Source organism: Azoarcus sp. CIB, from assembly GCF_001190925.1.
Lineage (GTDB): Bacteria > Pseudomonadota > Gammaproteobacteria > Burkholderiales > Rhodocyclaceae > Aromatoleum.
The window spans coordinates 4073706-4097819 of sequence record NZ_CP011072.1; the positions used below are offsets into that span (position 1 = coordinate 4073706).

Annotated in this window: 19 protein-coding genes; 15 read left to right on the top strand and 4 right to left on the bottom strand. The window is 64.6% G+C overall.

The genetic code is table 11. From position 1 onward, the window contains the following. Positions 1-77 precede the first annotated feature (77 nt). Positions 78-980 (top strand): acetylglutamate kinase, encoded by a 903-nt coding sequence (gene argB / locus AzCIB_RS18240; protein WP_050417198.1) that lies wholly within the window; start codon positions 78-80, stop codon positions 978-980. A gap of 70 nt (positions 981-1050) precedes the next feature. Here the strand turns inward: argB and cysN are convergent, their stop codons facing one another. Both cysN and cysD read right to left on the bottom strand, forming a co-directional pair. Then, positions 1051-2958, bottom strand: a complete 1908-nt coding sequence (gene cysN, locus AzCIB_RS18245; RefSeq protein WP_050417199.1) for a sulfate adenylyltransferase subunit CysN — start codon at positions 2956-2958, stop codon at positions 1051-1053. Continuing rightward, entirely contained in the window at positions 2958-3857 is a 900-nt protein-coding gene (gene cysD, locus AzCIB_RS18250; RefSeq protein WP_050417200.1) for a sulfate adenylyltransferase subunit CysD, read from the bottom strand. The genes cysN and cysD overlap by 1 nt, the downstream gene beginning before the upstream one ends. A gap of 98 nt (positions 3858-3955) precedes the next feature. On the opposite strand from cysD, the gene cysQ reads away from it, so the two are divergent. Together cysQ and AzCIB_RS18260 are read left to right on the top strand one after the other, a co-directional pair. Beyond that, a complete protein-coding gene (gene cysQ / locus AzCIB_RS18255; RefSeq protein ID WP_050417201.1) occupies positions 3956-4753 on the top strand; it encodes a 3'(2'),5'-bisphosphate nucleotidase CysQ in 798 nt (265 codons plus the stop codon). Then, positions 4750-6477, top strand: coding sequence for an SLC13 family permease (locus tag AzCIB_RS18260; protein WP_050417202.1), 1728 nt, complete (start codon positions 4750-4752; stop codon positions 6475-6477). The genes cysQ and AzCIB_RS18260 overlap by 4 nt, the downstream gene beginning before the upstream one ends. Positions 6478-6483: 6 nt before the next feature. Here AzCIB_RS18260 and AzCIB_RS18265 read toward each other — a convergent pair whose 3' ends face one another. Continuing rightward, on the bottom strand, positions 6484-6735 hold the full coding sequence (locus AzCIB_RS18265) for an acyl carrier protein (protein ID WP_050417203.1): 252 nt from the start codon (positions 6733-6735) through the stop codon (positions 6484-6486). Between the two features lie 153 nt (positions 6736-6888). Here AzCIB_RS18265 and AzCIB_RS18270 point away from each other — a divergent pair, with 153 nt between their 5' ends. Together AzCIB_RS18270 and AzCIB_RS18275 are read left to right on the top strand one after the other, a co-directional pair. Beyond that, complete coding sequence (locus AzCIB_RS18270; protein WP_050417204.1) at positions 6889-8490, top strand: acyl-CoA ligase (AMP-forming), exosortase A system-associated; 1602 nt, start codon at positions 6889-6891, stop codon at positions 8488-8490. Between the two features lie 44 nt (positions 8491-8534). Next, complete coding sequence (locus AzCIB_RS18275) at positions 8535-9740, top strand: pyridoxal-dependent decarboxylase, exosortase A system-associated (protein WP_050418443.1); 1206 nt, start codon at positions 8535-8537, stop codon at positions 9738-9740. Here the strand turns inward: AzCIB_RS18275 and AzCIB_RS18280 are convergent. Then, positions 9737-10150 (bottom strand): hypothetical protein, encoded by a 414-nt coding sequence (locus tag AzCIB_RS18280; RefSeq protein ID WP_050417205.1) that lies wholly within the window; start codon positions 10148-10150, stop codon positions 9737-9739. The genes AzCIB_RS18275 and AzCIB_RS18280 overlap by 4 nt on opposite strands. Positions 10151-10372: 222 nt before the next feature. On the opposite strand from AzCIB_RS18280, the gene AzCIB_RS18285 reads away from it, so the two are divergent. From AzCIB_RS18285 to AzCIB_RS18325, 10 genes are all read left to right on the top strand, one after another. Continuing rightward, on the top strand, positions 10373-13957 hold the full coding sequence (locus AzCIB_RS18285; protein WP_083447062.1) for a VanZ family protein: 3585 nt from the start codon (positions 10373-10375) through the stop codon (positions 13955-13957). 167 nt (positions 13958-14124) lie between these two features. Then, the gene (locus AzCIB_RS18290; RefSeq protein WP_050417206.1) at positions 14125-14940 is read left to right on the top strand and encodes an ABC transporter permease; all 816 of its coding nucleotides are present in this window, start codon (positions 14125-14127) and stop codon (positions 14938-14940) included. A 2-nt stretch (positions 14941-14942) separates the two neighbouring features. Next, entirely contained in the window at positions 14943-16199 is a 1257-nt protein-coding gene (locus AzCIB_RS18295) for an ABC transporter ATP-binding protein (RefSeq protein ID WP_050417207.1), read from the top strand. A 47-nt stretch (positions 16200-16246) separates the two neighbouring features. Continuing rightward, the gene (locus AzCIB_RS23910; RefSeq protein WP_232299264.1) at positions 16247-17308 is read left to right on the top strand and encodes a class I SAM-dependent methyltransferase; all 1062 of its coding nucleotides are present in this window, start codon (positions 16247-16249) and stop codon (positions 17306-17308) included. Positions 17309-17385: 77 nt separating this feature from the next. Beyond that, positions 17386-18318, top strand: coding sequence for a hypothetical protein (locus tag AzCIB_RS18300; protein WP_050417208.1), 933 nt, complete (start codon positions 17386-17388; stop codon positions 18316-18318). A 50-nt stretch (positions 18319-18368) separates the two neighbouring features. Further along, the gene (locus AzCIB_RS24485) at positions 18369-20219 is read left to right on the top strand and encodes a hypothetical protein (RefSeq protein ID WP_198149561.1); all 1851 of its coding nucleotides are present in this window, start codon (positions 18369-18371) and stop codon (positions 20217-20219) included. Continuing rightward, positions 20216-21379 carry a glycosyltransferase family 4 protein gene (locus tag AzCIB_RS18310; protein WP_050417210.1) on the top strand — a complete coding sequence of 388 codons (1164 nt, stop codon included), beginning with the start codon at positions 20216-20218 and terminating at the stop codon, positions 21377-21379. The genes AzCIB_RS24485 and AzCIB_RS18310 overlap by 4 nt, the downstream gene beginning before the upstream one ends. Further along, a complete protein-coding gene (locus tag AzCIB_RS18315) occupies positions 21376-22329 on the top strand; it encodes a glycosyltransferase family 2 protein (protein ID WP_083447065.1) in 954 nt (317 codons plus the stop codon). Before AzCIB_RS18310 ends, AzCIB_RS18315 begins: the two co-directional genes overlap by 4 nt. Continuing rightward, positions 22326-23123, top strand: coding sequence for a polysaccharide deacetylase family protein (locus AzCIB_RS18320; RefSeq protein WP_050417211.1), 798 nt, complete (start codon positions 22326-22328; stop codon positions 23121-23123). The genes AzCIB_RS18315 and AzCIB_RS18320 overlap by 4 nt, the downstream gene beginning before the upstream one ends. Beyond that, positions 23120-24091, top strand: coding sequence for a glycosyltransferase (locus tag AzCIB_RS18325; protein WP_198149562.1), 972 nt, complete (start codon positions 23120-23122; stop codon positions 24089-24091). The genes AzCIB_RS18320 and AzCIB_RS18325 overlap by 4 nt, the downstream gene beginning before the upstream one ends. Positions 24092-24114: the final 23 nt, after the last annotated feature.

Sequence of the window (24114 nt, forward strand, 5' to 3'; positions counted from 1 at the left end):
CGGGAAGGGGGATTGCGGCTTCTGCTTTGCAGCACGACTCTTTAGAATGGCGGCGCTCAATCATCCAGGAAGCTGCCATGTCCGACACCCCCGATACCGGTAAGGTCACGCCCGCGCTGAAGGCGGAAATCCTCGCGGAGGCCCTGCCCTACATCAAGCGTTTCTTCGACAAGACGATCGTCATCAAGTACGGCGGCAACGCGATGACCGATCCGAAGCTGAAGGATTGCTTCGCGCGCGACGTCGTGCTGCTGAAACTGGTGGGATTGAATCCGGTCGTGGTGCACGGCGGCGGGCCGCAGATCGAGAACCTGCTCGCGCGGGTCGGCAAGAAGGGTGAATTCGTCCAGGGGATGCGCGTGACGGACGCCGAGACGATGGAAGTCGTCGAGATGGTGCTGGGCGGGCAGGTCAACAAGGAGATCGTCAGCCTGATCAACCAGCACGGCGGCAAGGCGGTGGGTCTCACCGGCAAGGACGCGAGCTTCATCCGCGCGAAGAAGCTGATGATGCAGAAGAAGGACGCGCCGCCGGGAGATCTCGTCGATATCGGCCAGGTCGGCGAGATCACGCAGATCGATCCGAGCCTGATTTCCTTCCTCGACCAGGGCGACTTCATCCCGGTGATCGCGCCAATCGGTGTCGGCGAGGAGGGCGAGACCTACAACATCAACGCCGATGTGGTCGCCGGCAAGCTCGCCGAGATCCTGAAGGCCGAGAAGCTGGTGCTGCTGACGAACACGCCGGGCGTGCTGGACAAGGACGGCAACCTGCTGACCGGCCTCACGCCGCGCCAGATAGACGGCCTCGTCGAGGACGGTACGCTGTCGGGCGGCATGCTGCCGAAGATCGCCTCGGCGCTGGACGCGGCGCGCAACGGCGTGAAGTCCGTGCACATCATCGACGGTCGCGTCGAGCACTGCCTGCTGCTGGAGATCCTGACCGACCACGGCGTCGGCACGATGATCAAGAGCAAGTAATTCGCGAATCGCGCAAGAAAGCCGGAGCGGCTCGCAAGGCTGCTCCGGCTTTTTCTTGTCCTCGCGCGCCTCAGTCGCCCAGTCCGCCGCGGCGCTGCAGCTCCAGCACGAGGTAGGTGGCCGCCTCGTCGGCGCTCATCGTCACGGTGTTGATGCGCACGTCGGGCGCTTCCGGCGCCTCATACGGCGAATCGATGCCGGTGAAGTTCTTGAGCTCGCCGCGCCGCGCCTTCTTGTACAGGCCTTTGGCGTCGCGCCCTTCGGCGACTTCGAGCGGCGTGTCGATGAACACCTCGATGAGCTCGTCTTCTGCCATCAGGCTGCGCGCCATCTGGCGCTCGGCGCGGAACGGCGAAATGAAGGCGGTGATGACGATGAGACCGGCATCGACCATCAACTTCGCGACTTCGGCCACGCGGCGGATGTTTTCGACGCGGTCGGCCTCGGTGAAGCCGAGATCCTTGTTGAGGCCGTGGCGCACGTTGTCGCCGTCGAGCAGGTAGGTGTGATAGCCGTGTGCGTGCAGCTTCTTCTCGACGAGGTTGGCGATGGTCGACTTGCCTGCGCCCGACAGGCCGGTGAACCACAGCACGCACGGCTTCTGGTGCTTCAGCGCAGCGCGTGAAGCCTTGTCCACGTCGACGTGCTGCATGTGGATGTTCTGGCTGCGACGCAGCGCGAAATGAATCAGCCCGGCGCCGACGGTGTTGTTGCTCAGGCGGTCGATGAGGATGAAGCCGCCGGTGTCGCGGTTCTCGGCGTACGGATCGAAGGCGATCGGGCGGTCGAGACTGAGGTTGCACACGCCGATCGCGTTGAGCTCCAGCGTGCGCGCGGCCACATGCTCCAGCGTGTTCACGTTCACCTGGTACTTGATGTGGGTGACGGTCGCGGTCACGGTCTTCGCGCCGATCTTGAGCAGATAGGGCCGGCCGGGCAGCAGCGGCTCGTCGTGCATCCACACCAGGGTCGTCTCGAACTGATCGGCCGAGCCGGCGGGCGCGTCGGCGGTCGAAATGACGTCGCCGCGCGAGATGTCGATCTCGTCGGCCAGCGTGAGCGTGATCGACTGGCCGGCGACGGCCTGCTCGAGGTCGCCGTCGCGCGTGACGATGCGCTCGACCGTGCTCTCCTTGCCCGAAGGCTGGACGCGGATGCGGTCGCCCGGCTTCACGATGCCACCGGCAATGGTGCCGGCGAAGCCGCGGAAGTCGAGGTTCGGGCGATTGACCCACTGTACGGGCAGGCGGAAGGGCTGCTTCTGCAGGCGTTCGTCGTCCACCTCGACGGTTTCGAGGTAGCCCATCAGCGTGGTGCCGTGGTACCAGGGCATGTTGGCGCTGGGCTCGATGATGTTGTCGCCCTTGTAGGCCGACATCGGGATGAAGGTCACGCCATCGAGGCCGATCTGTTCGGCGAAGCTGCGGTAGTCGTCGCAGATGCGCCGGAACACGGGCTCGGCGTAGTCGACAAGGTCCATCTTGTTGATCGCGACGATGATGTGGCGGATGCCGAGCAGCGACACGAGGTAGCTGTGGCGGCGCGTCTGCGTGAGCACGCCGCGGCGGGCATCGACCATCAGCACCGCAGCGTCGGCGGTGGAGGCGCCGGTCACCATGTTGCGGGTGTATTGCTCGTGGCCCGGGGTGTCGGCGACGATGAACTTTCTCTTGTCGGTAGAAAAGAAGCGATAGGCGACGTCGATCGTGATGCCCTGCTCGCGCTCCGCGGCGAGGCCGTCGACGAGCAGCGCGAAGTCGAGGTTCTCGCCCTGCGTGCCGTACTTCTTCGAATCGGCCTCCATTGCGGCGAGTTGGTCCTCGAAGAGCATCTTCGATTCGTACAGCAGGCGACCGATCAGCGTGCTCTTGCCGTCGTCGACGCTGCCGCAGGTGATGAAGCGCAGCAGGCTCTTCTTCTCGTGGGCCTGCAGGTATTGCTCGATGTCGGTGGCGATCAGGTCGGAGATGTGTGCCATCAGAAGTACCCTTCCTGTTTTTTCTTTTCCATGGACGCGGCGGAGTCGTGGTCGATGACCCGCCCCTGGCGCTCGGACGTCTTCGTCAGCAGCATTTCCTGGATGATCGCGGGCAGCGTGTCGGCTTCGGACGCGACCGCGCCGGTGAGCGGGTAGCAGCCGAGCGTGCGGAAGCGCACCTTCTTCATCATCGGCACTTCGCCCGGATGCAGCGGCATGCGCCCGTCGTCGACCATGATCAGCGCACCGTCGCGTTCCACGACCGGGCGCACGGCGGCGAAGTAGAGCGGCACGATGGGCACCTTCTCTAGGTAGATGTACTGCCAGATGTCGAGTTCGGTCCAGTTCGACAGCGGAAACACGCGCATCGACTCGCCCTTGTCCTTGCGGGCGTTGTAGAGCTTCCACAGCTCCGGGCGCTGACTCTTCGGGTCCCAGCGGTGCTGGGCGGTGCGGAAGGAGAAGATGCGCTCCTTGGCGCGCGATTTTTCCTCGTCGCGGCGGGCGCCGCCGAAGGCCGCATCGAAACCGTACTTGTCGAGCGCCTGCTTGAGGCCCTCGGTCTTCATGATGTCGGTGTGGATCGCGGAGCCGTGGGTGAAGGGGTTGATGTCCTTGGCGACGCCCTCGGGGTTGATATGCACGATCAGGTCGAGCCCGAGCTTGCTCACCATCTCGTCGCGGAAGGCGTACATGTCGCGGAATTTCCAGCGCGTATCGACGTGCAGCAGCGGGAACGGCGGGGGTGCCGGGTGGAAGGCCTTCATCGCGAGGTGCAGCATCACCGCGCTGTCCTTGCCGATCGAGTACAGCATCACCGGGTTTTCCGCTTCGGCGACCACCTCGCGCATGATGTGGATGCTTTCGGCTTCGAGCCGCTGCAGGTGGGTAAGAGACATCGAGGTCCTCGTGATGACGATGAATTGCACAGTCGGCCCGCGTGATCGGACCTACAATGCCGGGTCGCCAAGTATACCAACCGGCTGGAGTGGCACCTGTGTCAGATAACCGTCCCCTTTTCGATCTCCTCGAGCGCCTGCTGCCGATCGCGCGCGCGGCGGGCGAAGTCGTGATGTCGGTGTATGCGACGGATTTTTCGGTGCGCGGCAAGGACGACGCGTCGCCGGTTACGGAGGCGGACGAACGCGCCGAGGCGGTGATCCTTGCGGGGCTCGCCGCACTTACGCCGGACCTTCCGGTGGTGGCCGAAGAGGCGGTTGCGGCGGGGCGCATTCCGACCATCGGCACGCGTTTCTGGCTCGTCGACCCGCTCGACGGCACCAAGGAGTTAATCAAGCGCAACGGCGAGTTCACGGTCAATATCGCCCTGATCGAAGACGGCCGGCCGCTGCTGGGCGTGGTTCTCGCGCCCGCACTCGACAGGCTCTACGCAGGGGCGGTCGGCGTCGGTGCCTTCGTCGAGGATGCCAACGGTCGCCATGCGATCCGCTGCCGCGTGCCGCCGGCCGAGGGCCTCACCGTGGTCGCCAGCCGCTCGCACGGCGACGCGGCGGCGCTCGACACCTTTCTCGCGGGACGCAAGGTCGCGAAGCTCGCGAGCGCCGGTTCGTCGCTCAAGCTGTGCCTGATCGCAGCCGGCGAGGCCGACCTTTACCCGCGGCTCGGACGCACAATGGAATGGGACATCGCCGCCGGCCATGCCGTGCTTGCCGCCGCAGGCGGACGTGTCACCGGGCTGGACGGACGACCGCTCGGCTATGCCAAGCCGGGTTTCGAGAACCCCCATTTCGCCGCCAGGGGCTTTGAAGAAGGCGTCGCGCCCCACGCCCGATGATGGCCTACGCAGTCCTGCTGTCCATCATCGCGCTGCTGGCGCTCCTCGTCCGCGGGCGCACCGCACCCGCCATCCTGTTCACGGTATGGGCCGCGGCGTATTACCTGGCCGGATTCGTCAGCGAACGCGAGTGGCTCGCCGGCTACACGAATTCCGCGTTGATCACCCTGATCCTGCTGTTACTGGTGTCGGTGGCGCTGGAGCGCTCGCCGCTGCTGGACCGCTTCTCGGATCTCGTCCTGAAGGGCGGGCCGGCGCGCGCGATCCTGCGCCTGTCCGTCGTGACGACGATGTTTTCGGCGGTTCTCAACAACACGGCCGTCGTCGGCGCCCTGCTCGGGGTGGTCTCCAAGCAGCGCCGCGTGGCACCGTCGAAGCTGCTGATTCCCCTTTCGTACGCAGCGATCCTGGGCGGCGTCACGACTCTGATCGGCACCTCGACGAACCTCGTCGTGAATTCCTTCGTGATCGATGCAGGGCTGCCGCCGCTGGAGATGTTCCAGTTCAGCCTCGTCGGCATTCCGCTCGCGCTCGCGTGCATTGCGGTGATGGTGCTGTGCTCGCGCCTGCTGCCTGCGCACGAACCCGCCGAACGGGAAAACCGCCAGACCTACTTTCTCGAAGCGCAGATCACCCCCGATTCGCCGCTGGCCGGCCGCAGCATCGAGCAGAACCGACTGCGCAACCTCGACGGCCTGTTCCTGCTGGAACTCGAACGCGAAGGACGGCTGATCTCCCCGGTGGGGCCGGACGAGATCCTCGAAGAAGGCGACGTCCTCGTGTTCACCGGGCAGGTCGAAAAGATGCAGGCGCTGCAGCAGATTCCCGGCCTGCAGGTGTTCGGCACGCGCGCCGACGCGCTGCTGGGGTCCAATCTCGTCGAGGTGGTGATCTCGAACGAGTCGATCCTGCCCAACCGCACGCTGCGGGAAGTGGATTTCCGCTCGCAGTTCGACGCCGGCGTCGTCGGCATCCGGCGTGGCGACAAGCGCCTGACGGGTCAGCTCGGACGGATCCCGCTGCGCGTCGGCGACGCGCTGCTGCTCGCCGTCGGCCCGGATTTCGCCCAGCACCGCAACATCGACCGCAACTTCCACCTGCTCGACACGGGGGTGCTGCGACCGAAGCTGACGCCACGCCAGAGCACGCTTGCGCTGACCGGCTTCGCGCTCGCCATTGCGGTGTCCGCCGTCGGCGTGTGGCCGCTGCTGAACTGCCTGCTCGTGCTGCTCGCGATCCTGCTCGCGACGCGCATCCTGTCGGTGAGCGAGATGCGCCGGCGCTTTCCCTTCGACCTGCTGGTGACGATCGGCTCGGCCCTCGCGATCGCGAAGGCGCTGGAGTCGTCCGGTGCGGCGGAACTGGTCGCCGACGCGATGCGCAGCCTGTTCGACGGCCACGGCGTGGTCGGGGCCTTCGTCGGCGTATACCTGATCACCGTCGTGCTGACGGAAGTGATCACGAACAACGCCGCCGCGGCGCTGGCGTTTCCGATTGCGCTGTCGACCGCCCGCGCCTTCGACGTCGATCCGATGCCCTTCGTGATGGCGATCGCCTACGGCGCGAGCGCGGGCTTCCTGATCCCCTTCGGCTACCAGACCCACCTGATGGTGATGTCGCCGGGCCGATACCGCACGCTGGACTTCTTGCGCATCGGCCTGCCGGTCAGCCTGACCTATTCGGCCGCCGTCCTGCTGCTGGTGCCGGTATTCTTCCCGTTCTGAGACGTCTCAGCGGGCGCTGAGACGGGTGACGAAATCGACGACGGTACCGACGGTCGCAAACGAGCTGCCGTCGATCTCGTCGTCCGGCACCTCGATGCCGAAGCGTTCCTCGATCGCATGGATGACCGCGAGCACGGCCATCGAGTCGAGCTCGGGCACGCTGCCGAGCAGCGCCGTATCGGCATCGAATTGCAAACCGCGGCCATCAAGGCTCAACACTTCGTCGAGCAGGGCCAAGACCTGTTCCTGGATGTTCAAAGCAAAAACCTCACACCACCTACCAACACACTTTACGATCACAACCGTCCGCACGCTGCGGGCCCGGAGTCGCGCATTATACTTCCGGTCTGCACTCGCCCGCCTCGCTTCGCCGCGATAAAGAATGCGCAACGCCGAGCCAAGACTACCGCAATGATGCCGACCGCCCTGCTCCACGACCTGATCCGCGCCGCCGTCGCACGCAATCCCGCGCAGGCGGCACTGAGCCGCAGCGCACAAACCTTATCCTACGCGGAACTCGACGCGCAATGCGACGCGTTCGCGGCGGGACTGCTCGGACTGGGCCTCGCACGGGCCGAACGGGTCGCGATCTACCTCGAAAAACGCGTCGAGTTCGTCGCCGCCGCCTTCGGGACGAGCACCGCCGGCGGCGTGTTCGTGCCGATCAATCCGCTGCTGAAGGGCGAACAGGCCGGGCATATCCTGCGCGACTGCAACGTGCGCGTGCTGGTCACGAGCGCCGAGCGCCTGCCGCTGTTGCAATCGGTGCTCGCGCAGTGCCACGACCTGCGCCAGATCGTGCTGGTCGGCACTCCGGCGGAGCTGCCAACGGTAGAAGGCGCGACCGTGCATCGCTGGAGCGATCTTGCGACCGCCCCCGCACGCAGCGGACACCGCGTGATCGACACCGACATGGCGGCGATCCTGTACACCTCGGGCAGCACCGGGCGCCCCAAGGGTGTGGTGCTGTCCCATCGCAACCTCATCACCGGCGCGCGCAGCGTTGCGCAGTACCTCGAGAACCATGCCGGCGACACCCTGCTCGCGGCGCTGCCGCTGTCCTTCGATGCCGGCTTCTCGCAACTCACGACGGCCTTCCACGCCGGCGCGCGCGCGGTGCTGATCGACTACCTGCTGCCGCGCGACGTGCTCAACGCGGTCGTGCGCGAGCGGGTGACCGGGCTCACCGCGGTGCCGCCGCTGTGGATCCAGCTCGCGGGACTCGAATGGCCGGAGTCGGTCGCCGAGCACCTGCGCTACATCGCCAACACCGGCGGACGCATGCCCTTCGAGACGCTGAAGACGCTGCGCACGAAACTGCCGCGCACCCGCCCCTTCCTGATGTACGGGCTCACCGAAGCCTTCCGCGCCACCTACCTGCCGCCCGAGGAGGTCGACCGCCGTCCCGACTCGATCGGCAAGGCGATCCCGAACGCCGAGGTGCTGGTGCTGCGCGAGGATGGCAGCGAATGCGCGCCGAACGAACCCGGCGAACTGGTGCAGCGCGGCGCACTGGTCGGCATGGGCTACTGGAACGACGCGGAAAAGACTGCCGAGCGCTACAAGCCGCTGCCCGCCGGCGTCGGCGGACGTGATGCCGGACTGATGATCCCCGAGATCGCCGTGTTCTCGGGAGATACCGTGCGCCGCGACGAGGATGGCTTCCTGTACTTCATCGGCCGGCGCGACGAGATGATGAAGACGTCTGGCTACCGCGTGAGCCCCACGGAGGTCGAGGAAATCGTCTATGGCACGGGCCGCGTCGGCGAGTGCGTCGCCTTCGGGCTGCCGCATCCGGCGCTCGGACAGGCGATCTGCGTCGTCGCCACGCCCGCCCCGGGAACGACGCTGGACACGACGGCGCTGCTCGCCGACTGTCGCAGCCGCATGCCGGCGTACATGGTGCCCGCGCGTATCGAGGTACGCAGCGGCCCGCTGCCGCGCAACCCCAACGGCAAGATCGACCGCAAGCTGCTTGCCTCCGAAACCCAGCAACAGGAATCCGCGCAGTGAACACCGCCGCCAAATCTGCTTCCGCCGCCCCCGTTCACGCACCGATGTCGCAGTTCCCGATCCGCAACGGCGAACTGATCGTCGGCGGCGTGCCGCTCACGCGCCTGGCGGCGCGCGTCGGACAGACACCGTTCTACGCCTACGACCGGCACCTGCTGGGCGCACGCGTGGGCGAACTGCGGGACGCGCTGCCCGATGCGATCGACCTCCACTATGCCGTGAAGGCAAACCCGATGCCCGCGCTGGTCGGGTTCATGGCCGAACTCGTCGACGGCCTCGACGTGGCGTCCGCAGGCGAGTTGCGCGTGGCGCTCGACGCCGGCTGCCCGCCCGCCGACATCAGCTTCGCCGGCCCCGGCAAGCGCGACACCGAGCTCGAGCAGGCGGTCGCGGCCGGCGTGCTGCTGAACGTCGAATCGGCGGGCGAGCTGCGTCGGCTTGCGGACATCTCCGCCCGCCTCGGCTGGCCGGCGCGAGTCGCCCTGCGCGTGAATCCGGACTTCGAACTCAAGAGCTCGGGCATGAAGATGGGCGGTGGCCCCAAGCCCTTCGGTGTCGATGCCGAGGCGGCGCCGGAGCTCCTCGCCGAGCTCGGACGGCTCGGGCTCGCCTTCGAGGGCTTCCACCTCTTCGCGGGCTCGCAGAACCTGCGCGCGGAGGCGATCGTCGAAGCGCAACAGAAGAGCTTCGAGCTCGCGTTGCGCCTCGCCGACGCAGCGCCTGCGCCGGTGCGCGTGCTGAACCTCGGCGGAGGCTTCGGAATCCCCTACTTTCCCGGCGAAACGCGCTTGGATCTTGCCCCGATCGGCGCGAATCTCGCCGAAACCGCGCATGCAGCGGAAAGCCGGATGCCGGACGCGACGCTCGTCATCGAACTGGGGCGCTATCTCGTCGGCGAGGCGGGCGTCTACGTCAGCCGCGTCGTCGACCGCAAGGTGTCACGCGGGCAGGTCTTCCTCGTGTGCGACGGCGGCCTGCACCACCACCTCTCGGCCTCGGGCAATTTCGGCCAGGTCATCCGCAAGAACTATCCGACGGCGATCGGCAACCGCGCGGACGCGCCCGCCTCCACGGTGTCGACGGCGGTCGGTCCCCTGTGCACCCCGCTCGATCTCCTGGCGGAGCGCATGCCTCTGCCGGAAGCGCAGGTCGGCGATCTCGTCGTGATCTTCCAGTCCGGCGCCTACGGCGCGAGCGCCAGCCCGCAGGCCTTCCTCGGGCATCCGCCGGTGGTCGAGGTGCTGGTCTAGCAGGGCCCCTGGCCTGGGCGGATGGTAACGACGAGGTCCTCCGTCCCACTGCACAGGCTGTAGCTGGCATTCTGGACGATCGTGTGCACCTTGTACGTGTAGTTCTGGCCCCGACCGTAGTCGTAGCGAACCTGGGTGCCGGCGCCGTTGCCCGTCACCATCCAGGTACCCACCTGCTTGCTCGGATCGACCTTGTCGTTCGGCCCCATCTTGTAGTCGATCAGAGCGCCCCCCGCCTGGTGATATTCCTGCCATCGGTCGGTGCCGCGCAATGCGCAGAGTGTCTTGCCCTGCAGAAGCGTCGTCAACGTGGTGGCACCGGTGACCTGGGAAGCCGCCGTACACGCGGCGCCGGCGGTAGTGGGCATCAACGCAAACGACAGGACGGCAGCGGCTAGCAGGCACTTCATGACGATCCTCCGGAAACGAATGCGGCCCGATCGGCGGGTCGCGGCAGGGAAAGAACGAAATCAGTCTAGACCCACATTTCGTGCCGCGCTTGCGTGATATCCAACACGCGTGCATTCAGTCACATTGATTGTCCGCGTCGCCCCGCATCACATAATAGGGCTCTGCCTTGACGCGGCGACAGTGGCGCCCGCCCCTGCGCCAGCCCTCCGCCGGAGCACGCCTTGTCAGCTTCTGCCCCTGTCGTCGCGCAAAATCGCCATGCCGCAGCGACGCTCGCATGGGCGCTCTTCATAGTCTACGGAAGCCTCGTCCCGCTCGACTTCCGTCCGCACCCGGACGCCTGGCAGGCCTTTCTCGCCACTCCCTACCTTTCGCTCGGCGTCGGATCACGCGCCGACTGGGTCGCGAACATCCTGCTTTACCTGCTGCTGGCGTACTTCGCGACCGGCGCAATCCAGGCGAACCAACGGAGCCCGCGAATCTTCAGGCTTGCGGGCGCCCTGGGTGCGTGTCTTGCGCTCGCCCTGGGAATCGAGTTCCTGCAGCTCTACTTTCCCCCGCGCACCGTTTCACTCAATGACCTCATTGCTGAATTCCTCGGCACCGGACTGGGTTGTGCACTGTGGTTCGCGTCGGGGCGTCGATTCGCGGCGATGTGGGCACGCTTCGTCGGCGGCGGCACGCATAGCCTTCGCGCCCTGCTCGCGCTCTACGCCAGCGGCTACCTGGCGTTCAGCCTCTTCCCCTACGACTTTCTCGTTTCCGCCACGGAGCTCACCGCCAAGTTGGCCAACGTCGGGGCCATCGCCTTCGGCCCCACCGCCAGTTGCGGCGCGGGCCTGAGCTGCGCAACCAAGCTGGTCGCCGAGGCCGTGCTGGTGATGCCGTTCGGTGCGCTGTTGGTGATCGGTGCGGGTACGCCGCAAGCGCGGCGGGCAGGCGCATTCGCGGGTCTTGCCTTGGGGATCTGTCTCGGCCTGGCGATCGAACTCCTCCAGATCCTGCTCGCGTCGGGCACGACTCAAGGGATATCCGTGCTCACGCGCGGACTCGGCGTGGCGTGGGGTGCAGCCCTTGCGCGCAGCGCCATCGCGGGCGGACTACGGATCGAACCAGGCGCTACCCGGCGCGTGGTGATCCTCGCCGTGCCACTTTACCTCCTCCTGGCGCTCGCACTGAACGACGTGCTGCCCCTGCGCCTCCAGCCGCTCTGGGCTGCAAGTGAAAAGCTCGCCGAGCTGCGCTTCCTGCCCTTCTACTACCACTACTACACTTCCGAAACCGCTGCCGTGCGCAGCGTGCTGGCGATTGCCGGGAGCTATGCACCGATCGGCCTCGCGGCCGCGCTCGCGTTTCCGGGCAGGCGGCACGCGGTCTGGGCTGCGATCCTGCTTGCGATCGCCTTATGCCTCGGCATCGAAACCCTGAAACTCTTTACCGCCGGTAAGCACCCCGATCCGACCAATCTCCTGATCGCAGCGACAAGCGTGTGGCTCACCCAATTACTGGCAAGCCGGGTGCTACGCCGCGTGCAGGACGCAAGCACGACAACCGCGCGACCTCCCCCCCGCCGGCCCGCGACCCTGCGGCGGCTCGCCTGGGGGGTCGCGCTACCCGTCGCTGCGCTCGGCGTCGTAGTCGCCGCGACCCGCCCTCCTGCATCCTGGTCGCCCAGTGACAACGGAGCCCACACCACCTTCCCTCCGCCCGCGGCCCTGCCGGCCGTGTCGCTGCCCGGCTTCCGCGAGCCCCATCCCCGGCTTCCGCACCCGTCGGCGACCGATCTGTCGCAACTCGCGGCGCACAATCCGGGCTATGTCGCGGCCCGGCGCAATGCTGCAGGCGGAGGCAAAGGCCCGGTCGATGCCGTCGCCTTCACCGCCCTCGCCGAACCCGGCAGCCAGGACCTCGGCCTGCTGCACCGCCGTCTGATGGAAATGCGCTTCACCGACCGCGGCGACGACCAGGTCAAGGCGCTGGCGCTCGCCTACGACTGGCTGCACGCCCAGTGGAGCTACGCCGAACGCATCGCGCTCCAGGACAAGCTCGGCGAGGGCTGCCAGTACGTCATCGACTTCATCCGCCGCGAACGCCTCTCGCCGTACAACGCGATCCTCTACAACAGTCCACTTCAGGCGCTGATGGCCTGCTCCATTGCGCTGTACCGCGAACACCCGCGCGGGGACGCCTTCATGTCCTTCACGCACGACCTGTGGACGCTTCGCGTGCTGCCGGTGTGGCGTCAGGTCTTCGGCACGCACGGCGGCTGGCACGAAGGCGGCGAATACGTCGCGGTCGGCATCGGCCAAGCCGTCTACACGCTGCCGGCGATGTGGCTCGCCGCGACCGGCGACGACCTCTTCGCGTCCGAAGCCGGGCTGCGCGGCTTCCTCGACTTCCTCGTCTATCGAATGCGCCCGGACCGCACCCAGTTCCGCTGGGGCGATGCGACCAACCTGCAGCGGCACCCGCCCGACGCCGCGCCGCTCGCGCTGCACTACCGCCACGCCGCGGCCTACAGCCTTGCCGCAATGCCTGGGGCTCCGACGCCCACCGGCTGGCCTTGGGGTCCGCTCTCCGACACGACTCTTAGCGATCCGCGCGCAGTCACGACGCTCCCCCTTTCGCGCCGCTTCGACGGCATCGGCATGGTTGTCGCCCGCAGCGACTGGACACCCGATGCCACCTACGTCACGTTCAAGGCCGGTGACAACTTCTGGTCCCACACCCATCTGGACCAAGGTGCCTTCACGATCGACAAGGGCGGGCCTCTCGCGATCGACAGCGGCATCTACGGCCCGCGCTACGGCTCGGACCACCACATGAACTACGCCTATCAGACAATCGCCCACAACACGATCACGGTCACCGACCCGCAAGACCACGCGCCGCTACCCGGAGCGGAAGGCCCCCGCCCCATCGCCAACGACGGCGGCCAGCGCCGCATTGGCTCGGGATGGGGCTTTACGCCCGGCCCCATCGACCGCGCCGAATGGGAACGCGAACGCGAGCTCTACCACACCGGAAAGATCGCGCACTACCTCGAACAGGACGGGCTCACCGTCGCCGTCGCCGACCTCACCCCCGCCTACACCAACGCCCGCTCCGGCAAGGGCCAGCCCTCCGACCGCAGCCGCCGCGTCGAACGTGCATGGCGGGTGTTCGGCTACGACCGGATCGACGATGTCGTCGTGGTCTACGACGACATCCGCGCTACAGACCCCACCTTCCGCAAGCGCTGGCTGCTCCACACGGTCGACGCGCCACAACTCGGCGACGCAAACTTCCTCGTCACAATCCCGCCGCAGGCCGCCAGCGGGCGTGGCGGCGGACGCCTCGACGGACGCATCCTGCTGCCGCAGGGGGCGCACCTGCTGCCCATCGGCGGGCGCGGATTCGAGTTCCTCGTCGACGGCCGCAACTACGACGAAGGCGCCACGCTCAACGCCGCTCCGCAACCGGGAAGCGCCACCCCCGAAGCCGGCCGGTGGCGCATCGAGATCACACCCGCGCGCGAAGCCCGCGACGACCAGTTCCTCGTCGTCATGCTGCCCACGCACATCGACGCCCAGCCGCAACACCGCGTCCGGCTCCTGCGCGAAGGCGCCGACGTCGGCTGCGAGATCATTGGCCCGCAGCGCACCACGCGATGGTGGTTCACCCCGGGCCGGACCGACGTGCGCATCGAGATCGAGCGCGACGGCGCCGTCACGACACACCGCCTGCGCAGCGAATACCCCGCCCCAGCCTCACCCGAGCACGGCTGGGCAAGCAGGCTGCGCGCGGCGCTGGGATTCGATCGCTGAATTGCCGCACCGCCGCAGCGAAGGCACGGTGACAGTGCGAAATTTCACCGATCCGCCCTGACATCCCTGCCAGAATCGGGACTGCCATAGCCGTGCGGCCCCGCACGGCAGCCGCACGCCGATGCTCATCAGCTGGAATGGGGTTTCACCCGGAGTTGATTGAATCCATGAATGGCCTGACGAACCTCTACAGCTACCGCGAGCTGATCGCGGCGCTTGCATGGAAGAACATCGCGGTGCGGTACAAGCAGTCCTACATGGGCATCCTGTGGGCGGTGCTCAAGCCCGTTGTGCTGGTAATCATCTTCGTCATCCTGCGCAGCATCGTCGGCATCGACAGCGGCACCATCCCCTATCCCGTGCTGACTTATTGCGCCCTCACGATCTGGATCTTCTTCCAGGAGTCGGCCTCGGAAGGGGTCAACAGCGTGGTCGGCAACACCAACCTCATCCGCAAGATCTACTTCCCCCGCGAAGTCTTCCCGCTGACGAGCGTCGTCACCAAGCTCGTCGAGCTGTGCATCGGCCTCGTGATCCTCGCCGGCCTGATGGCTTGGTACGGGATGGCGCCCAACTGGCAGATGCTATGGATCCCCGTGCTGGTGCTGTACGCGGTTCTTGCCGCGCTCACCATCGCCTTCGTCGGGGCCGCGCTCAATGTCTATTACCGCGACATCGCGGCGGCTCTTCCCGTGCTGTTGTCGCTGATGATGTACATGTCGCCGGTGATCTACCCGCTGCAACTCGTCAAGGACAAGCTCCTCGTTCAACACGCAGGCGGCGATTGGTCGCAAGCGCTCTATCTCGTCTTCACGCTCAATCCGTTGGCCGGGCTGATCGACGCATTCCAGAACGTCACGCTGCGCGGACTGCCGCCCGACGCCGAAGCGATCCTGCCGGGCCTTGTGCTGACGCTCGGGCTGCTGCCGTTCAGCTATCTGTACTTCAAGCGCGCTGAAGCGTATTTCGCGGACGTGATCTGACCATGCCGATCATCGAAGTCGATCACGTCACGAAGGAATTCCGGCTGGGGCAGCTCACGAGCCTCAAACAAAGTGCGCTCAATGCCCTGAACCGCCTTACCGGCCGGCCCGTAGAACAGCGTCAGCCGTTCAAGGCCCTCGACGACGTCACCTTCTCCGTCGAACAGGGCGAAGTGCTTGGAATCATCGGCCACAACGGCGCCGGCAAGAGCACGCTGCTGAAACTGCTCGCCAACATCTCGAAGCCGACGGCAGGGCGGATTGCCGTAAGGGGCAAGGTCGCACCGCTGATCGAAGTCGGCGCCGGCTTGGTCGCCGACCTGACCGGCCGCGAAAACATCTACCTGAACGGCGCGATCCTAGGCATTCCGAAAGCCGAAATCCGCCGCAAGTTCGACGAAATCGTCGCCTTCGCCGAACTGGAGCAGTTCATCGATACGCCGATCAAGCGCTACAGCTCGGGCATGCAGGTGCGGCTCGGGTTTGCGGTCGCCACCAGCGTCGAATCCGACATCCTGATCGTGGATGAAGTATTGGCGGTAGGCGACCTGGCGTTCCAGCGGAAGTGTTTTGACCGGATGGAGGATCTGATCAAGTTCCAAGGGAACACGATTCTCGTCGTGAGCCACAATATCAGACAGATAGAACGCATGTGCAAGAGAGTCCTACTTCTCGACCATGGCCATCTAATTGCGGACGACGACCCGAAAGTTGTCTGCGATGAATTCTATGCCCGAAGTCAGTCGAAAATCGCAGAAACATCAGCCTCAAGATCTGCCCATCGAGGACGCGTCGAATCAACAGGTGAAATCGACCTGTTAGAAATGTCGATCGAGGATGCAAATGGCAAAACTCTCGACCAAGTAACGACAGGTTCAACGTTCTCAATTCACCTTAGACTGCGGTGCCATGAGAGAGCCGAGAACATCACGATTGGTCTAGGAGTGCACACAACCGACTTTGTGTACCTCACGACCCACAACAGCGAAATAACCCAGTCGCGTGTCGATCTAGGCGCCGGCGATCACGACATCTATCTGAGAATAAGCCACTTTCCCTTGCTCCCAGGCCTCTATATGTGGCGAATGGGTATAACCTGCGGCGATACCTATCGGACAGCTTTTTATGGAGAGAACCTCCTGAGCATCTCTGTCCTCAAACCACACGAAAGGCATGTTCCGGCTTCCATGCGCGACGGCTTCTTTGCGTTGGACGGCGTATGGGAATTCGCATCACACCCCGAAAGCTCCGTCACATAGCCACATATAAGGTGGCTCATAAATTGACGACCGAGAGCGCACAAGCCATGCAAATTGCAGAACGCATCAGCGTCGAGAATCGCTGCAGAATTTGCAACGAGCCAGGCGACCACGAAGTCTTCCGCGTCCGAGAGATGATGTTCGGAACCCGAGACACATTCGAGTACTTTCAATGCAAGCGCTGCGAATGCCTGCAAATTTCAGAGATCCCTGACAATCTTTCATCGTATTACCCGGAAAACTACTACTCCCATCAAAACATCACCACTGAAAACAAGAAATGGATCCTGACGTCAACTCTTGAGAAATTACTCATTGACACGGCGCTATTCAATAAAAAATACAAACTTTCGAGCATTGCGAGGCGCTTTGTTTCATTGCCAAATTATTTTTTTCGAGCGCGCCCAACCCTGCTCCAACGAGCGCGAATTAATGATTACCGCGCGCGGATTCTCGATATAGGATGCGGCACACAGGCGTTGTGGCTACAAGATTTGCAGCGAGTTGGCTTTGCCAATCTAACTGGCATCGACCCATTTGCGAAGGGCAATTTTTCTATCGGACGAATTAAGATCCTCTGCATGGACGCATCTGAACTCGCACACAATACAGATCACAAATTCGATTTGATCGCCCTGAACCACTCGCTCGAACACATCCCCGACCAGTTCGGAACGCTTGCGTCCATCAACAGACTCTTGTCTCCGACCGGCACGTGCGTTATCCGCATCCCTACAATTTCATCCATATCATGGAAAGTCTATGGTGTGGACTGGGTTGAACTCGACGCACCTCGCCATCTATACATTCACTCGAAAAAAAGCATCCGAGAATTAGCACGGCGCGCGGGCCTTGAACTCTTCGACACTCAATACGACACAACGGCGTTTGAGTTCTATGGAAGCGAACAATACAGGCTCAATATCCCGCTTACCTCTCCTGAATCGTTATGGGCAAACCGGGAGAGCACCGTATTCACTAGAGAAAAACAAATTGAATTCGCGGAACGTGCCGAGAAGGCGAATGCAGACGGCACGGCGGGACGAGCATGCTTCTTCTTTCGTCACGCCAGACCATCAGACCCGTCGACTGACATTGAATTATTTTAATCAGTAGCAGACGGTTCAAGCTCCTGCACATCTTCACCCCCAACCACACGTACAATTGACTTGAACCTGAAACCAAAATGACTGAACTTCAGTCCCACTCCACCAGGGCGGTCGTTTGCATGACGACATTCAATCGCGTGGACTGCGCCAGAATCAATCAGGAAATTATTAAGCTTAATTACTCCACAACTCTCCCGATCGTCCACGCATGCTCCAGCGAAACTTACGCAAAGCACCTTGAGGACGTATTAGTCGCCTGCGAGCAGCCGTCATCGAAAGCAGCACAAGAATCGCCCATTGAGGCATTACAGCGCGGCGCGCTAAATCTGCTAAAGCAATCACTCTCGGCCGCACTGGAGACATACTCACCCGAATATCTTGTGCATCTTGAGGGTGACACATGGATCATGGACGAGCAAGTAATCTGGAATATCATTTCCAGAATGGATCAGAACCGGGAACTGATGATCTGTACCTCCGCCTGGGACGAGGACCTGCTTGCATTCCGCTATTTGAAAAGGCGCTCCTTTGCAACGAGGCTGCACCTCCAGCTTGCGGGCGTCTTGCGGAAGTTTGGCCACCCCTACAATTTGACGTGCAGGGATAGTCTCGCCACTCAATTCTTCGTAATCCGCGCCACCCCGGAGCTGCTTGAATCCATTTTGTCCCTGGAGCCGATCCACGGCCTCGACCTGGAGCAAGCTTTTTACCGTTCATTCATGGCGCAATTCGGCGAGAAGAATATTCTGCGGCAAACAGTCAGGGAGCCAATACACCCATTCAATCGCTTTGTTTGCGAGGGGCTGTCGCTATTTTCCCAGCACTGGCCGGCTCGCGGGACTGCCAATGACGGGCGAGACCCGAGCCATCCGCGCTACATCGCACCTACGGTCGATGGAAAAAAGGAAACACTTCTGCGCTTTACCTCGATCCGTCGCGGGGAGCACCTTCAAAGGCTGCTTAACGCTGACACGTTCGACTATTACAACGCCGGGGCCAGCAGAACATAGGAAGGCCAGTTGATGCATAGCGCTCTCGTCAGTACCCGATCGACCACACCATGAACCGGCTAGACTTGTCCGAATTGCCAGTGGGTGAGGTGCGAATTCTGGCGGCCTGCGGAGCACGGCGTCGCGTCGATGAACACAGTCTGCACAGCCTGAGCGACGCCTTCGATGGCGCTGACTGCCTGTTCGTTCGGGCGACGACAACTGAGCGCGTCTGGCTTGGAGGCGACTTCCGCCTCCTGCGTTGTCCTGCGGGAGGCTGGTTACTTCAATCCCGTACTCCTGGAAGCGCGAGCTATTGGGCGCCAACACCCGTGAGACAACGGAAGCTCGACGACCAAGGCCATATCCTCGACGAACGGCCGGACGAATGGGCGGGCTTCGAACTCGACGGGAGCGGGATCGGGATCAGCTTCCCGACCGTTGCGGACGGCTGGGTACTGGATGCCGTGCTGTGGAAGCTGGACGATCCGATGCTGGTTGACGAGTTATCGGAGCTGGCAGCGGTCGAAACCCAGGGCTACTTCCTCCTCGGGTCGCATACGCGTTACGGACGACCGGGGGATCTGTACCGGCACCTGATCCATGGTCAGGTGTATGAGGACCGTTACGCGTGGCCGCACAAGCGACGAATCTGTTCGGAAAACGACGCACATGCGCTACATCTGGTGTTCAGCGGATTGCAGCGGGCGACCGGCAAACGCATCTACGCCCTGCTGAAGGGGCAGTTGCTGCTGTCGCTGCTGTCGCGACAGTCTGAGGACGGCGGGTTTCGCCACGGCGAATGGAGCGACGGGATGGAGTCGCACTTCCGACTCCACTGTTCGGCGATGCACCTGATGATGGATAGTCTGGACGAACGCAGCGATCCGGTGGTGCGCGAGGCGCTCGGACGGGCGGCGGACTTCATCGCCGGCAAGCACGATGTGACCGCCGCCGGCGCCTGGTTTTATCACGACGAACTGGAGTGCAGCGCGGACGGCATGGCGCAGGGACCGTTCCGGTGGTGGCCGAGTACGGCGCTCGGCAAGTCCCCGCAGAACATGCTGGTGCTGAACACCCATCTCGATGCGCTGGTGGCGCTGGACCGCTACCGTCGACTCACCGGCGACGAGCGTTTCGCCTCGCTCGTGGAGTCTGGCTTCGGGGCCGCGCAGGCAGTACTGGAGTTGCGCCCGATGGAGTGGCTGTATCGCATTCTGTTCTCTGCGATCGAACTGGGCCTGATGCCGACAACGCAGGCGGCCGCCCTCCCTGCCTGGAAACGCACGTGGAAACGCATCGGCTGGAAGGTGTTCGTACCCCGACTGCCGCGCATCAAGACGCGCTACCCGCGCCTGACCATGCCCGGCGGTTACATCGACCGCGAGCTAAGCCTGCAGGGCTGGGCCAACGATTACCTGGCGGTCAATCTGATGGACCTGGTCCGCAGCGCGTGCGACAGCCGGCGCTCGGTGTTCATGCCTTTTGTCGAAGGGATCGTCGCGTTTTGCGCGCGCACGCAGATTGCCTTGCGCTGGCTGGAACAGGGCCACCGGGCCTATGCGGTCGGCTTTCTGGCCGAATCGTTGTATCTGCTTTGTCGCCGCGAATCCCGCCCCGCGTTCGACGCGATGCTGGCGGAGAGTCTGGTGCTATGCGTCCGTCACGGGCTCGGACTGCCGCCGTCGCTGCTCGGGGCGAATATGGAAGCGCAGCAGGCAGGGACCACCCGCGTGCCGCGGACCGCGACGGCGGACCTTGTCGTCGCAGATCTGTCGGGCGCGGGTCGGGCGGCCTGTCTCGTCGTGAATGCGGGCACGAGCTCCGTCTCGCTTGCCGCGGCGCTCGACCTCGTCCCGCCAGGCTGGCGTGTTCCGCCCGGCGATCTCGCGCCCGGCGCATGGCTGCGGGTGGAGCCATGACGCTCCGCGTGGGCTTGGTCACGTCCGAGTTCCCGCCGGATCTGGGCGGTGTCGAGACCTACTCATGGCAGCTCGCGCGCGAACTGGCGAGCCGCCGCGACGTCGAGGTGACGGTCTATGCGCCGCCGACGGCGCGAGGGCTTGCACCGCCGCCGGGGGTGACGATCCGTCCTGTGCTGACGAGCTGTATGGAACTGGACTGGGCGCGACTGGCCAGCGAGCCGATCGATGTGTGGCACGCCTTGTCGGCGGCACACTGCTGGCTCGCGCAGAAAGACCGCCCGACGGTGGTCTCGGTGCATGGCAACGATTTTCTCGTGCCCTACCCCGCAACGATGCGGCCTGCGCTTGCGATACCCGCGCTATGGCGGCTGCGCGGGTTTGCATGGAAAGAGTTCGAACCGTTGTGGCGGCGCGCGACCGCGCAGATGCTCAGACGGGCGCTGCCGCGCTGCGGCGCCGTGATCGCGAACAGCCGGTATACCGCCGACGTGCTGCAGGCCCTGGTGCCGGGCTGCGGTGATCGTATCGAGGTGGCGGGGGTGGGGGTCGATGGCGCGTTTTTCGACGTGGCGCGCACGCCTGGACACGGGCGACCGCGGCTGCTGACAGTGTGCCGGCTTTCCGAGGCGCGCAAGAACGTCGAACTCGTGCTGCGCGCGCTGGGAGCCCTCAAGGAGCGTTTCGACTTCGAATACGTCGTGGCGGGCGACGGGGCGCTGCGCGAGGGACTCGAACGGCTCGCGGCAGAGCTGGGCCTGGGGGCGCGGGTTCGCTTCGCCGGACGCGTCAGCGATGCGGAGCTGAGACAGCTCTATGCGACGGCCGACCTGTTCCTGCTGACCGCGTCGGTGAGTCCGGCCAGCCACGAGGGATTCGGCATTGTCTATCTGGAAGCGGCCGCCAGTGGCGTGCCGAGCCTTGCGGCGCGGCTGGCGGGTGCAGTCGAGGCGGTGGCCGACGGCGAGTCGGGCTATTTCGTGGAGACGCCGAATGTCGAGGCGATCGAAGCGGCCCTCGCTTCGTTCCTGTCCGGCCGGATCCGCTTCGATGTCGACGACTGCCGCAGTTTCGCGCGCCGCTTCACTTGGGCAAGGGTGGCGGACGTCGCGATGAAGTCTTATCGTCAAACATTGTCGATGCCTGCCTCCATGCCATGAGCGAAGCGATCATCCCCGGCCTCGTGTCCGTCATCATGCCTTGCTTCAATGCCGCCCCCTTCGTTGCCGAAGCGATGGCATCGGCGCTGCGGCAGACCTACGGCAAGCTCGAGATCGTCGTTGTCGATGATGGTTCGAGTGATGGCAGCGCCGAGATCGCGGAAAGACTGATGGCGGAGCATCCCGAGCGCGTTCGGCTCTACCGCCAAGAGCGCAAGGGCCCGTACCCGGCGCGAAACCTCGCCCTGCGACATGCACGCGGCGAATTCGTCGCCTTCCTCGACGCAGACGACTACTGGGACGCGGATTGCATCGAGAAGCTGCATCACGCGCTGATTTCCGCTGCGGCCGAGATTGCCTATTGCGGCTGGCAGAACGTCGGCGAGGGGATCCAGTCCCCGCCACATGTGCCGCCGGAATACGAACGCGAGGATCCGGTCGCGCATTTCCTGCGCACCTGCCCGTGGCCGATCCACGGGGCACTGGTCCGGCACGCTCTGGTGGATTCACTGCAGGGCTTTTCGGAGCAGCGCTTTTCGTCGATGGATTACGACTTCTGGCTGCGGGCGCTCGCCGCGACGCGCAAGATCGTGCGCGTGCCGGAGGTGCTCGCGTACTACCGCTGGCATGGCCAGGGGCAGGTGTCGGCGGTGAAATGGCGACAAGTGCTCGACGCCCTTGCCGCACAGCAGGGCTTCATCCGCGCGAACCCGCAGCTCGTCGCCCATTTGCCGCAGGAACGACTGCGCGCGCTCACCGAAGGGCGCGTGCTTGAACAGGCCTACCGGGCATTCTGGAAGCGCGACCTGGTATCGGCGCAACACCTCTTCCGCCATGCCGCCGCATCGCGCGCGTTCGGCAGCGGCGATCTGCGCCATGTCATCAGCGCGCTGCTGCCGCTGCCGCTCTACCGCTGGGTCACCCGGCTTGCCGATCGGGGAGGCGCATGAACACCGCCGCGCGTGTACCGGTGCTGATGTACCACCGCGTCGGTGACATCCGCGATGCACGGGAGGCCCGTTATGCAATCTCGGCCGCCAATTTCACTGCCCACATGAGGGCGGTCGCGCGCGCGGGCTTCCGGGCGATCGGCATCGACGCATTCGTCGCGTGGCTTCAAGGGGGGCCGTCGCTTCCAGAGGGGGCGCTGCTGATCACGTTCGACGACGGTTTCCGGGGGGTGCGCGAAGACGCCCTGCCGGTGCTCGAACAATTGGCCTGGCCCTTCACCGTGTTTCTCGTCAGCGACCAGACCGGCGGGGAGAACGCATGGATGCGTGGATCGAATCCGGACGCCGGAACCTACCCGCTGCTCGACGCCGACGAAATCCATGACATGCAGCAACGCGGCTGCAGTTTCCAGTCGCACACGCGCAGCCATCGCCGCCTGCCTGAATTGGACGACGAGGCACTGAGGGACGAGTTGCGGGGATCGCGCGAAACGCTGTCGGAACTGCTACGCGAGGAAGTGCGCTATCTCGCCTACCCCTTCGGACAAGTCGATGAACGTGTCGAAGTCGCCACCCGCAACGCCGGGTACATAGCGGCCTTCGCCACGCAACCGGGGTTCAACCGGCCGGATGTCGATCGCTTCCGTATCCGTCGCCTGGATGTGTCCGGCACGGACTCGGCTGCGATGCTGCTGCGCAAGATCCGCCTCGGCAGCAACGATGGCAGTCTCGGCAACATTCTCGGTTATCGCTTGCGGCGAGTGGCGAGCCGACTTCCGGGGATGGCGCGATGAGTCCCGCACCGGCGGCCCCGGAGCCGGACACCGACGCCCCGCACATGGATGCTTCGGTGATCGTCTGCACCTACAATCGCGCCGCATCGCTGCGCGACACGTTGCGGGCCTTGCGCGCGCTGCAGGTGTCCGCAGGCCGGCGCTGGGAAGTAGTGGTCGTCGACAACAATTCCAGCGACGGCACCCGCGCGGAAGTCGAAGCCGCTCAGCGCGATTGGCCGCAGTTGCGCTACGAGTTCGAACCGCAGCAGGGGCTATCCCACGCGCGCAATCGCGGTATCTCGGCCGCTCACGGCGATGTGCTGCTGTTTACCGACGATGACGTGCTGCCCGAAGCGGACTGGCTGGAGGCAACGCTGGACGGCCTGGGGCGGCATCGTGCCGACGCGTGCGGCGGATATGTCGCGCCGATCTGGGGCGCCCCGCCGCCGCCCTGGCTGACCGAGCGTTTTCACGGTTTTCTGGCGATCCGCGCCGCGCGCAACGACGAGTACCCGATTACGCAGGCGGCCGATGCGCCGTTCGGGGCCAACATGGCCGTCCACCGGAGCGTGTTCAATCGCATCGGCGGATTCGACACCGGGCGCGGGCGCAAGGGCGCCGTGCTCGCGGCTGGAGAAGATGGCGAACTTTTCGCGCGGATACTGCAAGCCGGCTGCAAGGTCGTGTTTCTCGGTGGTTCGCGCGTGCATCACAAGGTCGAAGCCTTCCGCCTGACGAAGCGCTATTTCCGCCGCTGGCGGCTGCATAACAGCCGCAATCAGGCGATCCACCTGGGCATGCCCGGCACCCGCAGGCTGTTCAATATTCCGCTCTACCTGTTTCCGCAATTGCTGCGCGCCGTCGGGCGCGCCGTCGCCGGCCACTTTACCGCCAGCGGCGACGAGGCCTTCAATCGGGAGATCGTCGTCTGCCACTTTCTCGGCGTGTTTCAGGGCCTTTGGCAGGCACGGCGTCACCGGAATTGAGTTCGCAAGCGCAACGGACGATC

What these genes read in the sequence shown, in the direction of transcription:
- argB (WP_050417198.1), top strand. Translation starts at nt 78, where the DNA reads ATGTCCGACACCCCCGATACCGGTAAGGTCACGCCCGCGCTGAAGGCG.
- cysD (WP_050417200.1), bottom strand. Translation starts at nt 3,857, where the DNA reads ATGTCTCTTACCCACCTGCAGCGGCTCGAAGCCGAAAGCATCCACATC.
- AzCIB_RS18275 (WP_050418443.1), top strand. Translation starts at nt 8,535, where the DNA reads ATGTCGCAGTTCCCGATCCGCAACGGCGAACTGATCGTCGGCGGCGTG.
- AzCIB_RS18295 (WP_050417207.1), top strand. Translation starts at nt 14,943, where the DNA reads ATGCCGATCATCGAAGTCGATCACGTCACGAAGGAATTCCGGCTGGGG.
- AzCIB_RS24485 (WP_198149561.1), top strand. Translation starts at nt 18,369, where the DNA reads ATGAACCGGCTAGACTTGTCCGAATTGCCAGTGGGTGAGGTGCGAATT.
- AzCIB_RS18310 (WP_050417210.1), top strand. Translation starts at nt 20,216, where the DNA reads ATGACGCTCCGCGTGGGCTTGGTCACGTCCGAGTTCCCGCCGGATCTG.
- AzCIB_RS18270 (WP_050417204.1), top strand. Translation starts at nt 6,889, where the DNA reads ATGATGCCGACCGCCCTGCTCCACGACCTGATCCGCGCCGCCGTCGCA.
- AzCIB_RS23910 (WP_232299264.1), top strand. Translation starts at nt 16,247, where the DNA reads ATGCAAATTGCAGAACGCATCAGCGTCGAGAATCGCTGCAGAATTTGC.
- AzCIB_RS18280 (WP_050417205.1), bottom strand. Translation starts at nt 10,150, where the DNA reads ATGAAGTGCCTGCTAGCCGCTGCCGTCCTGTCGTTTGCGTTGATGCCC.
- AzCIB_RS18325 (WP_198149562.1), top strand. Translation starts at nt 23,120, where the DNA reads ATGAGTCCCGCACCGGCGGCCCCGGAGCCGGACACCGACGCCCCGCAC.
- AzCIB_RS18315 (WP_083447065.1), top strand. Translation starts at nt 21,376, where the DNA reads ATGAGCGAAGCGATCATCCCCGGCCTCGTGTCCGTCATCATGCCTTGC.
- AzCIB_RS18290 (WP_050417206.1), top strand. Translation starts at nt 14,125, where the DNA reads ATGAATGGCCTGACGAACCTCTACAGCTACCGCGAGCTGATCGCGGCG.
- AzCIB_RS18260 (WP_050417202.1), top strand. Translation starts at nt 4,750, where the DNA reads ATGATGGCCTACGCAGTCCTGCTGTCCATCATCGCGCTGCTGGCGCTC.
- cysN (WP_050417199.1), bottom strand. Translation starts at nt 2,958, where the DNA reads ATGGCACACATCTCCGACCTGATCGCCACCGACATCGAGCAATACCTG.
- AzCIB_RS18300 (WP_050417208.1), top strand. Translation starts at nt 17,386, where the DNA reads ATGACTGAACTTCAGTCCCACTCCACCAGGGCGGTCGTTTGCATGACG.
- AzCIB_RS18320 (WP_050417211.1), top strand. Translation starts at nt 22,326, where the DNA reads ATGAACACCGCCGCGCGTGTACCGGTGCTGATGTACCACCGCGTCGGT.